Origin of the sequence: Microcoleus sp. D2_18a_B4 (assembly GCF_036702475.1) — a bacterium.
Lineage (GTDB): Bacteria > Cyanobacteriota > Cyanobacteriia > Cyanobacteriales > Microcoleaceae > Microcoleus.
Window position 1 is genome coordinate 1 of sequence record NZ_JAUBTL010000103.1, and the last position, 13941, is coordinate 13941.

The 13941-nt window shown below is 46.1% G+C and carries 11 protein-coding genes; 6 read left to right on the top strand and 5 right to left on the bottom strand.

Features of this window, described 5'->3' with window-relative positions:
• Positions 1–230: 230 nt before the first annotated feature.
• A complete protein-coding gene (locus tag QUB04_RS31440) occupies positions 231–1763 on the top strand; it encodes an MFS transporter (RefSeq protein ID WP_333290590.1) in 1533 nt (510 codons plus the stop codon).
• 630 nt (positions 1764–2393) lie between these two features.
• Here QUB04_RS31440 and QUB04_RS31445 read toward each other — a convergent pair.
• The 3 genes from QUB04_RS31445 to QUB04_RS31455 form a co-directional block, all read right to left on the bottom strand.
• Entirely contained in the window at positions 2394–3554 is a 1161-nt protein-coding gene (locus QUB04_RS31445; RefSeq protein ID WP_333290591.1) for an ATP-binding protein, read from the bottom strand.
• Positions 3551–3922: a response regulator gene (locus QUB04_RS31450; RefSeq protein WP_333290592.1), complete on the bottom strand. Its 372-nt coding sequence runs from the start codon at positions 3920–3922 to the stop codon at positions 3551–3553. Before QUB04_RS31450 ends, QUB04_RS31445 begins: the two co-directional genes overlap by 4 nt.
• Before the next feature lie 448 nt (positions 3923–4370).
• Entirely contained in the window at positions 4371–5834 is a 1464-nt protein-coding gene (locus QUB04_RS31455; RefSeq protein ID WP_333290593.1) for an ATPase domain-containing protein, read from the bottom strand.
• Between the two features lie 97 nt (positions 5835–5931).
• Here QUB04_RS31455 and QUB04_RS31460 point away from each other — a divergent pair, with 97 nt between their 5' ends.
• Complete coding sequence (locus QUB04_RS31460; RefSeq protein ID WP_333290594.1) at positions 5932–7368, top strand: FAD-binding oxidoreductase; 1437 nt, start codon at positions 5932–5934, stop codon at positions 7366–7368.
• A gap of 140 nt (positions 7369–7508) precedes the next feature.
• On the opposite strand, the gene QUB04_RS31465 is transcribed toward QUB04_RS31460, so the two are convergent.
• The gene (locus tag QUB04_RS31465; RefSeq protein WP_333290595.1) at positions 7509–7661 is read right to left on the bottom strand and encodes a hypothetical protein; all 153 of its coding nucleotides are present in this window, start codon (positions 7659–7661) and stop codon (positions 7509–7511) included.
• Here QUB04_RS31465 and QUB04_RS31470 point away from each other — a divergent pair.
• Positions 7656–9065 (top strand): heterodisulfide reductase-related iron-sulfur binding cluster, encoded by a 1410-nt coding sequence (locus QUB04_RS31470; protein WP_333290596.1) that lies wholly within the window; start codon positions 7656–7658, stop codon positions 9063–9065. The two genes, QUB04_RS31465 and QUB04_RS31470, sit on opposite strands and share 6 nt — an antisense overlap.
• Positions 9066–9303: 238 nt before the next feature.
• Positions 9304–10020: a Uma2 family endonuclease gene (locus QUB04_RS31475; protein ID WP_333290597.1), complete on the top strand. Its 717-nt coding sequence runs from the start codon at positions 9304–9306 to the stop codon at positions 10018–10020.
• A gap of 77 nt (positions 10021–10097) precedes the next feature.
• Here QUB04_RS31475 and QUB04_RS31480 read toward each other — a convergent pair whose 3' ends face one another.
• Positions 10098–12347, bottom strand: a complete 2250-nt coding sequence (locus tag QUB04_RS31480) for a beta-propeller domain-containing protein (RefSeq protein WP_333290598.1) — start codon at positions 12345–12347, stop codon at positions 10098–10100.
• Positions 12348–12693: 346 nt separating this feature from the next.
• On the opposite strand from QUB04_RS31480, the gene QUB04_RS31485 reads away from it, so the two are divergent.
• Positions 12694–12846 carry a hypothetical protein gene (locus tag QUB04_RS31485; RefSeq protein WP_333290599.1) on the top strand — a complete coding sequence of 51 codons (153 nt, stop codon included), beginning with the start codon at positions 12694–12696 and terminating at the stop codon, positions 12844–12846.
• A 482-nt stretch (positions 12847–13328) separates the two neighbouring features.
• Complete coding sequence (locus tag QUB04_RS31490) at positions 13329–13844, top strand: phycobiliprotein lyase (RefSeq protein WP_333290600.1); 516 nt, start codon at positions 13329–13331, stop codon at positions 13842–13844.
• The last annotated feature ends 97 nt before the right edge of the window (positions 13845–13941 follow it).

Genomic DNA, 13941 nt, shown 5'->3' on the forward strand with positions numbered 1-13941 from the left:
GCGCCCCCATATCCGCTACACAAGTAGTTACTTTTGTCAACTTTCTTGTTAAGAAAGATGTTTATAAAGCATAGCTTCTTAAGGGGGATTTAGGGGCATCTCCGAGGAATAAATAGTTGTAACTGAACCGTATAGACTTTTAGCTTGCATCTATGGCTGTGTTCCTTAAAATACTTAATCTTATATTATACAATTAAGCTGCGTAGCAGCTCATCTATTGGCTATCCAGTATGCTCGAAACACAAGAAGAAGATAACACCTTAGTGGGAACGAATCCTCTCCCTCTTCAGGAAATCCAAGAGGATATAGCCTTACCAGAGACGGTACTTCTGACCAATCCGCCTCTAAAACTTTCCAAACCGGAAACTCGGTTAAGCCTCAGATCGCTAACTTTGGAGAGTGTCTTCGCTACGCTTTTTTACAGCATCATCGGCGGCGCGTTGCTCAGTAATTTCTTGCTGGATTTAGGGGCTGGCCCAGTCGAAATTGGTATGCTCGCCTCCATTCCTCAACTGGTAAATCTGCTCCAACCGTTCGGAGCTTATATAGGAGACCGACTGCAGAGCCGCCACTGGTATTCCATCTGGATTTTCGGACTGTCGCGACTGCTGTGGCTGATTATCGTGCCAGCCATTTGGTTGGGAGGCTCATTTCAGCTCGCTGGACATCAGCTAGTGCAGTTGACATTGGCAATCATCTGGGTAACTCAAGTCTTAGAATCTTTAGGTCGTGCTTCCTTCTTGAGCTGGTTGGCGGTTTTAGTACCTCAGCGGTTGCGCGGGCGGTATTTTGGCTTTCGCAATAGTGCTGTCAGCTTGACGAATCTCATTGGTGTGCCGTTGCTGGCTCTAGTGGTATCGAACTGGCCCGGTGGAAGGCTCCAAGGTTACAGTGCCATCTTGGTTGTAGGAATTGTGCTTGGCATCATCAGTCTAGGTTGTCAGTTCTTTATGACCGATGTGAATCCAAAGCTTCTACACGTCACGCATTCAGATAGAGGCGAAAAATCATCCATAGGGACAATTTTTAGCTTTCTCAAGGAAGCCAATTTTTTAAAGTTTTTGCTTTACTCTGCTGTATGGAGCTTTGCCGTTAACGTCAGCGCGCCCTTTTTTAACCTCTATCTGCTGGATAACCTAAGTATAGATGTCAGTGTGGTAACGCTCTACAACAGCTTAGGAGCGGGTGCTAACTTACTGATGCTGGTTTTTTGGGGGAAGCTGGCTGACCGGGTTGGGAATCGCCCGATTCTTGTAGTAGTGGGAATTTTGGTGGCTCTGACCCCTCTACTGTGGCTAGAAGGTGGAACGGCTCCAATCTTCCTATGGGTGTGGTTCCCGCTGTTGCACATCATCGGCGGTGCAACGTGGGCGGCGATCGACTTGTGCAGTGGTAATCTGATGATGTCGGTGACACCACTGTTGAATCAGTCGATATACTTTGCGATCGCGGCGGCGGTTCCTGGTGTCACTGGGGCAATGGGAATCACCCTTGGTGGCTTTATCGCCACTTTGACCAATCTCGGTGGCTTGCCAGGGGTGTTTGCCCTCTCAGCCGTCTTACGAGTGGCGGCTCTCCTGCCCTTGGTTTTTGTTCGCGAGCAGCGTTCTGTGTCTTTGGGTAAGTTTTGGCTGCTCTTGTTGCCAGCTTGGTGGAGAAGAGTGGCGATTGAACCTGGAGACATCAGGTTTCAACCATTAATAGTGGAACAGTTGGACTCTCCGTCTGAAAGCTCAGCCGATCGATCTTCAACGGTGGATTGATTTTACGGCACAAGAGTATAAGACGCCTGCAGCAACCAACTCTCTAATATCAAATCCGTTAGCATCGGAATAGTAAATCCGAGTTCACTGTTCACTGTTCACTGTTCACTGTTCACGGCGTCAACAGTCAACAGTCAACAGTCAACAGTCAACATCATGTATGAGTGTAACCGGAAATGATATAACTACTCGCTCATTAAAAAGAGTCCGACAATAATTCATAAAATAGTTGATCGACCATTTTTAAAGTGTTAAAATACTCATCAGATCATCTAAGATGTGACGGTTGTTCGACCCCTTTTTTTCAGAAATATAAAGTCGGGAAGATCGGGATAACTTTTGTATGGTATCTAATGATTTCTGGGTGCCTTCAACATTTTTTACGAGGGCGATCGAGCTTTGACGAACGATCGCCAATTCTCCCGCTCGTCGATCGCTCCTGGAACGACGATGCTCAATTTCATCAGTTGACCAGCGACTGTTAATGGTTCTTCACATTCTGGCGTTGTAAAATAGCGAGAGTTTTATTCAGTGTTTTGAGGATACATCTCAGGGTCACACTACCACGTATAGCCTCACCCGGTCGTGAAATTCATCGAGGAATATCCCAATATAATGCCTGCATCTAGTTTAAGGCGTTGCAGGCGAGATTTGCTTGTTTCGAGGTTGTGCGATCGGCAGCGTTACTGTAAATGTACTGCCGACCCCTTCTTCACTGATCAAAGTAATTTCGCCACCGTGCAAGTCCACGCATTTTTTAACAATGCTCAGCCCCAGTCCAGTACCAGGAATGCGACCGACATTTTTAGCCCGGTAAAATGAATCAAACAGCCGTCCTTGGTCTGCGACAGGTATGCCAATTCCTGCATCCTGTACCGAAAAAATAGCCTCGGTTTCAGTAACTTTTAATTCAAAGATGACTTCGGTATTTGGGGGAGAATACTTAATAGCATTTGACAGCAAATTTCCCAGAATTCGCCGCAGCAAGCTTACCTCCAAAGACGCCATCGCCGATTGACTGTGATTCACGAAAATCAGCGTCACCCGATCGGTTTGAGGTTTCAACTTCAGGCTGTTCTGAAATTCCCCTACCAACTCATTACAAAACTTTGCTAAGTCTAGCGGTAGCAAGCAAAACCCGGCTTGTCCTGACTCAACACGCCCCAGCAGCAAAACATCATCTAATAACAAATCTATGCCTTTTGCCGCTGCTTGAGTTTTGTCGAGAAGTTCTTGTTTTTTCTCATCTGTTAATGTCAACTTGTACTTGCTAAGAAGTTGCGTAGTGCCGATGATGAAATTCAAAGGATTGCGAACATCATGGGCAATCATGTACAGCAAAGATGTTTTCATCTCGTTGAGCTCTTGGGCTGTTTGCAGAGTGCGATCGAGTTGGTCGTGAGACAATTTAAGAGTTAAAGACAACTGGCGCGATCGCAGCAAAATCTCCACCCGCGCTTGCAATTCAATCTTCTCGATCGGAGCGATAATCAAATCGTCAATACTTTGCCAAATAAATTGCGTTGCCATCCCTACATCCGAGCGGGATGTAATCAAAAGAAAAGGCAAGCATACCGGGTGTTCTGCCTGTTTTTGGGCGGCAACCCATTGCCAGTGGCGTTTCAGGGAAATACCGTCAATTATCGCCAGGTCAAAAGATTGATTAAATGGTAAAAAATCCTCACTATTTTCTGTTGAGTTTGGCAGCAATACCTCATAGTAAACTGCTAGCCATTCTAATAACAATCGGCGATTTTCTTTCTGTTCGACAAGCAATAAAATTTGACTCACGCACGTTCTCCTAGCAAGCTGTGAACAATTCCCAGCAAATCTCTCACGATCAAAGGTTTTACCAACATATTCCGAGCCCCGTGGCAGAGGCTTTCGTGCTGAATAGCAGCGCTTTGTTTGGGCGAGAGTATCAGAAAAGGGATTTGGTGATTTCGCAGTTGTTCGCAGCAGTCCCAAATCCGGCGATCGAAACCAGAAATATCTACTAAAGCCATCCCGATCCTAGCAGGCTGACTGATAGCTTGTGCAACATCTTCAAAGTTATAAGCCGCGATCATCTGGTATCCTTCTTTATTGAGAAATTGTGCTAATAGTTCCAAGTTTCGCTGATTGCGGTCTACGGCTAAAATTATTGAGTTGCCAGTCATTTATCAGCTTCCTGTGAATACGGGTTATACCATTTTAGATTTTAGATTGTAGATTTTAGATTTTAGATTGGGGAGTGAGTGATTATATATGGGTTGGGAGGTGGCATAAAGTTGGATTCTTTTTTTATCTGGTATTAGCTTACTTTTCGGGGAACTATTACATAGGTTTTCAGTTGAGTGAAGTACAGATGATCTGACACAGGACACGGCCGCGTGCCCTGTGCCCCTACTGTATTTCATAGAATTGAAAACTACATTACGATAAAAGTCGAAAAATACACAAATTTACCAATATATTTAAGTTTTCCAGGAGTTAGGCTAGTGGTAAGGTGCGCGGTGCGCCCCCTACAGCTAGTGGTGAGGTGCGCGACGCGCCCTCTACTCATTAGTAGATTCACGACTGCAAAATTAGCTGCAATTGCCCAAAAACAACACGACAAACCCCGATTCAATCTTCATCCGCTCCCCCCTCACTCCACACCGGCGCCGAACCCAAAATGCCGCGCAGCCCCCGTATCGGCTTGCTGACTTTGATGCCGTAGCGAGTAATTTCGAGTTCTCGCAGAGTTCTCTCGAAATTGCTGACTCGTTTTTTAATTACTCCGATCGCCTTGCGGATTTCTGTCCTATTATGCAGTTGGCGTTCCAGATAGCGTATAAACAGAAGATTATCCGCCAAATAGCTAATTCCGATCTCGGTCAGCCGAAAATCTCCGCTAATGGCTTCTACCTCATTAATCAAGATAACGGTGACTCCCATATTCTTCAGATACTTGCACAAAGCGTGCAAATTGTTCACCAAATCTTGCCCCTGCATCGAAAGCTGATAGCCAGAAATACTGTCAAGCATCACAATCCGGGTCTTTTCCTGCTCCACCTCATGGCGTACCATACAGGCAAACTGATCCGGCGAGTACAGCAAAGGTTCCACGGGTATCACCGAAAGACTTCCTTGCCCCATCATCGCCCCAACCGGGATGTTAACTGATTCACAGCGCTGCAGCAGAGTAGAAGTTGACTCCTCAAAAATGTAAACTACCGATCGCTCCCCCCTTCCTGCGGCTTCCTTCATAAACTGAATCCCCACCGTCGTTTTACCCACGCCGCTAGGCCCGCTAATCACCGTCACAGTCCCCCGTTCCAGTCCCCCGTGCAGCAGTTCGTCAATTTCTGGAACCCCAGAAGAAATTGCTTCAGCAACAAAATCCTGTTGAAAGTTGTCCGGCAGCAGTCGCGGAAATACCTCCATACCAGCCTGAGTCAGGCGCAGCGAATGGCGGCCACTGCGGAAATTGGAGCCTCGCAGCTTGGTGACAGTCAGGGCGCGTCCTTCAGGGCGCAGTTCTAAATAAATTACCCCGTCGCTGATGAATTGCAAATCGTCATCGGGAGCACTTGAAGTGCCTTCGGAGGTAAACACCACCGTCGCCCCCCCTTCCACCAAAAACCGCAGAAAAGACAGAACTTGCTTGCGAAACTGAAACTCATCCGCAGCTAAGTAGCGAAATTGAGTGATTGCGTCCAAAAACACCCGTTGTGGCTTGACAGCTTCGACTCGCTCGATAATCTTTTGTGTAGTCGGTTCTCGCTCCACCTCGGAGGGGGAGAAAATGTCATAAGTTTGAACTTGGGTAAAAAATTCTGAGGATGGGCTCAAATCGAGGAAGGCCATCGCTTCCATATCAAAACCGAGACTTGTGGCATTGGCCCGCAATTGCGCTTCCGGTTCTCCTAAAGTAATAAACAGGGGCGTTTCTCCCAGAGCCACACCTGCTGCCAAAAAGTGAAAGCCCAGTGTAGTCTTGCCAGTACCGGGGCCGCCGCGCACCAGATAAGAGCGTTGAGAAATTAGGCCACCGCCAATCACTTCGTTGAGACCGGTAATTCCCAGAGAAATTCGGTTTTGAGACATTTGTTTCTTCATGTTTTGAATATCGGGCCCGTATTAATATTTAATGGTTTTAGGCAGTGTTTTGATAATTTTTTTTACCGGGCGTCTCATAACCTTCATGAAATCTTTTTCTACCGAAAATTACGTAAGCATACAAGAATTAGAAAGTATTGTCGGGACTGCTGGCATCTGTCGCTGGCAAGATACAGAGCCATTTTGGCAAGAACGGGTAGAAAAAGCAGTTGCCCCCGACACGAAAATAGATTGTACTGTTTACCCCAATACTCAGGAAGAACTGGCGGCTGTCATTGCTTGGGCACAGCAACATGGCTGTGCAGTCTTGCCTTGTGGCAGCGGCAGCAAACTTGATTGGGGCGGTTTAGTTAAATTAGACTCCGATCCCCCCCGGCCCAGGGCGGGCACGGGGGCACCGCCCCTACAAAGGGGGGAGCAAGATGTTGTCAAAGTGGGCCTTTTTAAGGGGGATTTAAGGGTATCTCCTGATGCAGCGGGGCTTGTGGCTGTCAGCACTTCGCGCCTCAATCGGCTTGTACAACACGCTGTGGGCGATTTAACCGTGACTGCAGAAGCGGGGATGAAGTTTGCGGATTTGCAACAAATTTTAGCTGCGGCAGGTCAATTTTTGCCGATCGATCCAGCATATCCGCAACAGGCCACTTTGGGCGGCATTGTCGCTACTGCTGATGCGGGTTCCTTGCGGCATCGCTATCGGGGGGTGAGAGATTTGCTATTGGGAATTACCTTTGTGCGATCGGACGGTAAAATTGCGGTAGCCGGGGGTCGAGTTGTTAAAAATGTCGCCGGTTACGACTTGATGAAACTGTTTACTGGTGCTTACGGCACTTTGGGCGTCATAAGTCAAGTAACTTTCCGAGTTTATCCGCTGCCTGAATCATCGGGAACCGTAGTGCTGACAGGGGAAATTAATGCTTTGTCCCAAACGGCTCAAATCTTATTATCCTCTGCTTTGACACCAAGTGCCGTTGATTTGCTGTCACCTGAATTAGTGGCAAAATTAGGCTTAGGAAAGGGCACGGGATTAATCGTCAGATTTCAAAGTATCGCAGAAAGTGTTAAACAACAATCAGCCCGCTTGCTGGAAGTTGGCGAAAAATTGGGTTTGCAAGGCACTAGCTGCGGCGAAAATGATGAGGATCAGTTATGGCAAAGATTGCCAGAAACAATGTGGGATTCTGGCACAAAGTCGGCAATTATTTGCAAAATAGGAATCAGACCGTCGGAAGCTGTAAGGGCAATTAACGAATTGCCGGTACAGGACGCTTTGATTCATGCAGGCAGCGGTTTGGGGGTTTTGCGGTTTGAGACTGCGACTGCAGACACGCTGTTGCAGGTACGCAGAGGGTGCGAAGCTAAAGGCGGTTTTCTGACTGTTTTAGCAGCGCCGACCGACCTCAAGCAACAGTTAGATGTTTGGGGCTATAATGGAAGTGCGATCGATTTAATGCGCCGGATCAAACAGCAGTTTGACCCGGAAAATCTTTTGAGTCCCGATCGTTTTATAAGCGGTATTTAGTTTAAAGTTTGTAGTCAGGAGTTCGGTCTTTCTTGAATCTAGGTCTAATTCATTTGTGAAGCAGATTTGTTTTTTAACGAACCGCGAAGGCGCGAAGACCGCGAAGGAAGAGAAAAGAAGAGAAGTGTTTGTTGGGACGTTTAGGAAGTTCTTAATTGCACTTTATCCATGCGGTCGATTGCTTCTGAATTCTCTCCTAGATAACTAATTTTTTTTCTTCTTCCTTCTTCCATCTTTCTTCTTCCATCTTCCTTCTTCCTTCTTCCTTCTTCCTTCTTCTCCCATATATGCAAACTTCAGAAAAATCTCCAGTTCCCAGCGACGATTTAAGACCTGCCAAAGAAAGCAATTTTCTAGCACAAAATCCCCACTTACAAACCCTCGAAATCCCAGGTTTCGACGCCAACAATCCGCCAGATCCGAAATTAATCGATACTTGCGTACACTGCGGCTTTTGTTTGTCAACTTGTCCGAGTTATCGCGTACTTGGCAAAGAAATGGATTCGCCCAGAGGCCGCATTTATTTAATGGATGCAATTAACGAAGGCGACGCACCTTTAAACGAAGCAACCTCGCAGCATTTCGATACTTGTTTGGGCTGTTTGGCCTGCGTTACAACTTGTCCGTCTGGAGTTCAGTACGACAAATTAATTTCCGCAACTCGCCACCAAGTTACTAGAAATCAGGAACGCACTTTTTCTGACAATGTAATTCGTACTCTGATTTTTAATCTCTTCCCTTATCCTCACAGATTGCGGCCTTTGCTGGTACCGCTGTTTATTTATCAAAAATTAGGACTGCCAAAACTTGTCCGCAAAACAGGTTTGCTGAAAAAAGTCTTTCCTCGCTTGGCGGCGATGGAATCAATTTTGCCGAAAGTTACTGTCGATTCTTTCCGGGATAATTTACCAGAGGTAATTCCCGCACAAGGAGAGAAACGCTATCGAGTCGGCGTGATTTTAGGCTGCGTGCAGCGGCTGTTATTTTCGCCAGTTAATGAAGCTACGGTGAGAGTTTTGACGGCTAACGGTTGCGAGGTTGTGGTTCCTAAAAGTCAGGGATGCTGTGCTGCTTTGCCGGAACACCAAGGCCAAGCGGAACAGGCGAAAGCTTTGGCGAGACAAATGATTGATAGCTTTGAAAATACTGGCGTTGATTTTGTGATTATCAACGCTGCTGGATGCGGTCACACTTTGAAAGAATACGGTCACATTTTAGCAGATGACCCGCAATATCGCGAGAAAGCTGAAAATTTTGCGGCTAATGTTAAGGACGTGCAAGAGTTTTTGGCAAGTGCGGGAATTACGGCAAAACTTAATCCTTTGATTGACGGAGATTTGACAATTGTTTATCAGGATGCTTGTCATTTGTTGCACGGGCAAAAGATTAGTTTGCAGCCGCGTCAGTTGCTGCAACAAATCCCTGGGGTGAAGTTAAAAGAGCCTATTGATGCGGCTTTGTGCTGTGGAAGTGCGGGGGTTTACAATATGCTTCAGCCGGAGATTGCTGATGAATTGGGAGTGCAAAAGGTGGAGAATTTGCTGAATACTGGGGCGGAGTTGATTGCTTCTTCTAATCCGGGTTGTTCTTTGCAAATTAAGAAGCATTTGGAGTTGCAGGGAAAGGCAGTTACTTTGATGCACCCGATCGAGCTTTTGGATTATTCGATTCGCGGGGTTAAGTTGCTGAGGAAGTAGTTTTGTAGGGCGGGCGGTGTCTGCCCTATTTTCGCTGCTGAGTGAGATTTTTTTTAATGAACCGCAGAGGGCGCAGAGGGCGCAGAGGAAGAGAAGAGAGTGAGACAAAAGAGAAAAAGGCATAGGTTATTCTATTGAGAAAGGTCGTGAAGCGTAGCTATCCCGCAGGGCATCGCACTTCTCACATTTCCCACAAGCTAAAATTAAATTAAACAGTCCCTAACCTCGGACAACTGTTATGGTAACTCAAATCCAATCCCCTCAAAAACCTGATGTAATTTACCCCGACAGCGACGGTCAACCCATCTCAGACACTACTAAACAATTTCGCTGGATACTCATCATCCAACAAAATTTAGCGTGGCTTTTTGCCTATGACCCGAATGTATTTGTCGCGGGGGATTTGCTGTGGTATCCTGTCGAAGGAGATAACAAGATTCGCGTCGACCCGGATGTGATGGTAGTCTTCGGGAGACCGAAAGGAGATAGGGGTTCTTACAAGCAGTGGGAAGAAGAAAATATCGCGCCCCAAGTAGTGTTTGAAATTCTTTCTCCCGGTAACAGGCTAACAGAAATGAATAAAAAACAGGTATTTTACGATCGCCACGGGGTAGAGGAATATTACCTGTACGACCCGGAACGCAACGATTTCAGCGGTTGGATGCGTTCACAGGGGCGTTTGGACGTAATTGATGCGATCGAAAATTGGGTCAGTCCCCGACTGGGAATTCGCTTTGATTTGTCGGGTGAAGAGTTGCAAATTTATCGCCCTGACGGCGAACCGTTTGCAAGTTATGAGGAGGTTTCTCGCAGCTTGGAACAAGCCCAACAGCGGGCAGAACAAGAACGACTGCGGGCAGAACAAGCCGAACAGCGTGCAGAACAAGCCGAACAGCGGGCTGCTTTACTGGCAGAAAGACTGCGATCGATGGGAATTGACCCAGAAGAATTATAAACTAGACTGGGAAAAGACCGATCGCACTTTTAAATTTTAGCAAAAGTGCGATCGGCATAATGACTAATGACTAATGACTAATGACTAATGACTAATGACTCTTTCCCCTCTTCTAACCTCAAAAAATGCACCTGTCCCGAAGCTTCCGCTACTACGATTGTCACCCCATCCGGCGCAATAGCGCAAGCTTTCAAAGCACTATCTCCCGTGAAACTAGCAACTACTTTTCGACTCAACAAATCCCAAACTTTCAGAGTATTGTCATCCGAAACAGAAATCGCTTTATTTCCCCTAGTCGCCACGGATGTTATCGTATCGGCATGACCCGCTAGAGTAAAAACTTCCTTTCTACTTAGCAAATTCCACACTTTCAAAGTTGTTTCTCGCCCCCCAGAAATTGCACATTTTCCATCTTCTGTAACTGCCACAGCATTCACCCAACTCTCATGACCTTTGAGAGTGAAAAGTTGATTTTTTACTCCTACATTCCACAAATGAGCAAAAATATTCTTTTCTTTCCCCAAACTCCAAACTTTGAGAGTGTTGTCACTGGAAGCAGAAATTACCCGATTGTCGTCAGGAGTAACTGCAACAGATTTTATCCCGTCTTCATGACCTGTAAAAGTAAAAAGTTCCTCTCCTGTTTCCAAACTCCAAACTTTTATAGTTGTGTCTGTCGAACCCGAAATCGCCATCGTTCCGTCCGCAGTCACTGCCACAGAATTCACCCAGTCTGTATGACCCGTGAAAGTAAAGATTTCCTTTCCGGTTTCTAGATTCCAAACTTTCACAGTTTTGTCGCCAGAACCCGAAACTACTCGCTTGCTATCCGCTGTTATTGCGATCGCTTTTACCCAATCTTGATGTCCCCGAATTGTAAAAATTTCCTGTCCGTTTTTGAGATTCCATACTTTAAGGCTGTTGTCTCCCGAACCGGAAATCGCTTTAGTACCGTCCGCCGTTACTGCTACAGCATTTACCCAGTCATCGTGACGTGCAAATGATAAATTTTCTTTCCCTATTTCTAAGTGCCAAACTTTGAGAGTTTTGTCAGAGGAACCAGAAACTATCCGCTTGCCGTCGGGGGTAACAGCCACAGCATTAACTGGGGCGATGTGATTGGTAAAAGTGGAAAGTTCTTCTTTTGTTTCGAGATTCCAAACTTTTAGCGTTTTGTCGCCGGAAGCCGAAATTACCCGTTTGCCGTCGGGACTGACTGCTACAGCTTGAACAAAACTGCCGTGTTTTCCTAAAGTGAAAAGTTGCTTTTGTTCGGGCAAACTCCAGACTTGAACAGTTCCGTCGTAACTCCCAGAAATTATTTTTTCGCCGTCGGGAGTAACTGCTACACTTTTTACCCAGTCTTCATGACCCGTAAGAGTAAAAAGTTCTTTTCCGGTTTCTAGGTTCCAGACTTTAATGCTATTGTCTCCCGACCCAGAAATTAACCGTTTGCTATCAGGAGTTACTGCTACCGACTGGACAAAACTGCTGTGACCTTTGAAGTTGAAAATTACTTCCCTGCTTGTCAAATCCCAAACTTTAATACTGCCATCCCAAGAACCTGAAATTACTCGCTTGCCGTCGGGAGTTACTGCTACTGCTTCTACGGCAAAAATATCGCCGGCAAAAGTAAATATTTCTTGTCCTGTTTCTAAATCCCAAATTTTAATCGTATTGTCCCAAGAACCGGAAATTACTTTAGTGCCATCGGGGGTGACAGCTACAGCATTGACGTAGGTAAGATGACCTTTGAGGGTGGAAAGTTCTTCTCCTGTTTCTAAGTGCCAAATTTTGAGAGTGTGGTCGGAGGACGCAGAAATTGCCCGCTTGCCGTCGGGGGTGATTGCTACACCTTGTACCCAGTCTGTATGTCCGGTGAGGGTACGCAACAATCTCCCGCCGGGAGGGGTAAAGCTGGGCGTTAGCGGTCGCAGCCAGGGGGTTTTTTGGTGTTTTGCTTGTGCTAGCAGGGCTTGAATGTCTGGACTTTCAAAGCGCATCAAGCGGGCTATTAGTTGGGGGGCTAGTTGGCTTTTATCTGCGGCTAGAATGTGGGCCGACAGCCGAATTGCTTCTTGGATTAATTTGAGTTGGTCGGCTTTTTGGTCTGAGATAATATCGGGACTTGTTGCTAAATCGTAATCTTCTATTAGCGCTTGTACTCCCGATGCTGACAGCTTGGCTTCAATAAAATTGTAATCTGTTAGTAAGCTGTATAATTTCTCGGAGTCTGAAGTCGCTGCTAGCTGACTTGGCAGGGTTCCCAGGTAGTGCGTCTGTTCTGCAGGCTGCATTTTATCCAGCCCTTGTTTAAACTCGGTCATAAATTTACGGATGTGTTCTTTAAATGTATGCGATCGCTAGCTGCACCCTACCGAAAAGCCCGATCGAGAATCTTTTCTCTTAGACTTAGCATGACATATTTGAATGCTATGTGCTATGGGCTTGCTGTCCTCGGTTTGGTGATGGTTCGATGAATTGCTTGTTTTTTAGTCGGAGTCTGCTTTGAGAATTTTCAAGCAGTGCGCTTACAATAAATCGCCGCTAATATAATTCAACTCAGCAACGCCCAATTTACAGATCGATCGACAAAAGATCCGATATATCGTTGCTTTTCTTAACATAGCTGGTATTGGGGCGATGATGGTCGATCGATCAGGGAGCATCTCAATGAAAGCAGCAAAGCTCGAAATTGGAATTAGGAGTCAGGAGTCAGGAGCCAGGAGAAAAGAGTCAGAAGGAAGAAGAAAGAAGTATTTTTGCAAATATGAGATGCTCCCTAGCGATCAACACAGTCAATCGATTTTAGATTTTAGATTTTAGATTAAAGAATTGAAGCCTTGACCCCACGGATAAATTCGGGGGCAACTGTCATCGGATACAAGTTTTTTATTTCTGGACGGATGAATCCGGGGGCTTGTATCCTGGATGCTTTCGGTCAAAGCTAAAAAATTTCAGGTATCGTAATCCTATTTAATCTGCGAAAAAGACTTTTTCTAACGAAATATAATGGCGGATGCTCTAATTTGCGGTCAAGTCGGCCGCATCAGCGAGGCAGATGTCCCCCTGGTTGGGTTTCGTACCTCAACGGCATCTGCAATCTGTTTCGCCCAAAGCTCTCAGAAAGCTTTGCAGGTGCGCCCCCTTCCTCTAAAATATAGAAAAGGACTTGCACTCTTAAACCGGGTTTCTAGACAAAATCATGGGTTTGGCCGCTAGTACGCAGGAAGAAACCGGGTTTCTGACTGCATAGCGCGCAAGTCACGATCGCAAATAAAGCAGTATTGACTTTAGAGACAAATTTCATGGATGTTATCGAGTTTTTCGAGTTAAGTGCAGGTAAATGGTTTTCTCAGCGTACCGTACACAATCTCAATTCTGGGGAATTGCAGGCGGGTAAATCCGACCTCAAAATAGAAATACTGACAGCTAGCGATGCAGCAGTCGTCAAACTTTGCCAACAACACTCGATTAACCCGGATTCAACTAAGCTAACTAGCGTTCGGATTAGTTGGGACGGTATTCCCGATCGCGACAAAGCTAAACAAATCGGTTCTACAATACTAGCGATCGTACCTAATCCCGACAATCCAAGCGTTGGCAAAGTGTTGCAAGACAAGGGTAACAGCCGCTACGTGATGGGCGACGACGTGCTGACATTGATTACAGAATCAGACACCCTCCATGCGGAAGAAAGGCTGTGGTATCTCATGCCCAATTTGCGGCTGCGGACTAGCGTTGTTAAGCAAGCTAACGGTACGGAACAAGCTTCTTTTTGTTCGGAAATTCGGATGGGAGTAAGTGCCCCAAGTGAAAAGTGAAAAATAACTATCTATAGCGGTTCTCAAGCGTTGTGAGGTATGGGGGCTTTGTCCTATGCCCTATGCCCTATGCCCTATGCCCTATGCCCTATGCCCT

Bases quoted from the DNA above. Each gene is read 5' to 3' on its own strand.
- QUB04_RS31440 (WP_333290590.1), top strand. From the start codon at position 231: ATGCTCGAAACACAAGAAGAAGATAACACCTTAGTGGGAACGAATCCT.
- QUB04_RS31455 (WP_333290593.1), bottom strand. From the start codon at position 5,834: ATGTCTCAAAACCGAATTTCTCTGGGAATTACCGGTCTCAACGAAGTG.
- QUB04_RS31485 (WP_333290599.1), top strand. From the start codon at position 12,694: ATGAAAGCAGCAAAGCTCGAAATTGGAATTAGGAGTCAGGAGTCAGGA.
- QUB04_RS31480 (WP_333290598.1), bottom strand. From the start codon at position 12,347: ATGACCGAGTTTAAACAAGGGCTGGATAAAATGCAGCCTGCAGAACAG.
- QUB04_RS31470 (WP_333290596.1), top strand. From the start codon at position 7,656: ATGCAAACTTCAGAAAAATCTCCAGTTCCCAGCGACGATTTAAGACCT.
- QUB04_RS31490 (WP_333290600.1), top strand. From the start codon at position 13,329: ATGGATGTTATCGAGTTTTTCGAGTTAAGTGCAGGTAAATGGTTTTCT.
- QUB04_RS31460 (WP_333290594.1), top strand. From the start codon at position 5,932: ATGAAATCTTTTTCTACCGAAAATTACGTAAGCATACAAGAATTAGAA.
- QUB04_RS31475 (WP_333290597.1), top strand. From the start codon at position 9,304: ATGGTAACTCAAATCCAATCCCCTCAAAAACCTGATGTAATTTACCCC.
- QUB04_RS31450 (WP_333290592.1), bottom strand. From the start codon at position 3,922: ATGACTGGCAACTCAATAATTTTAGCCGTAGACCGCAATCAGCGAAAC.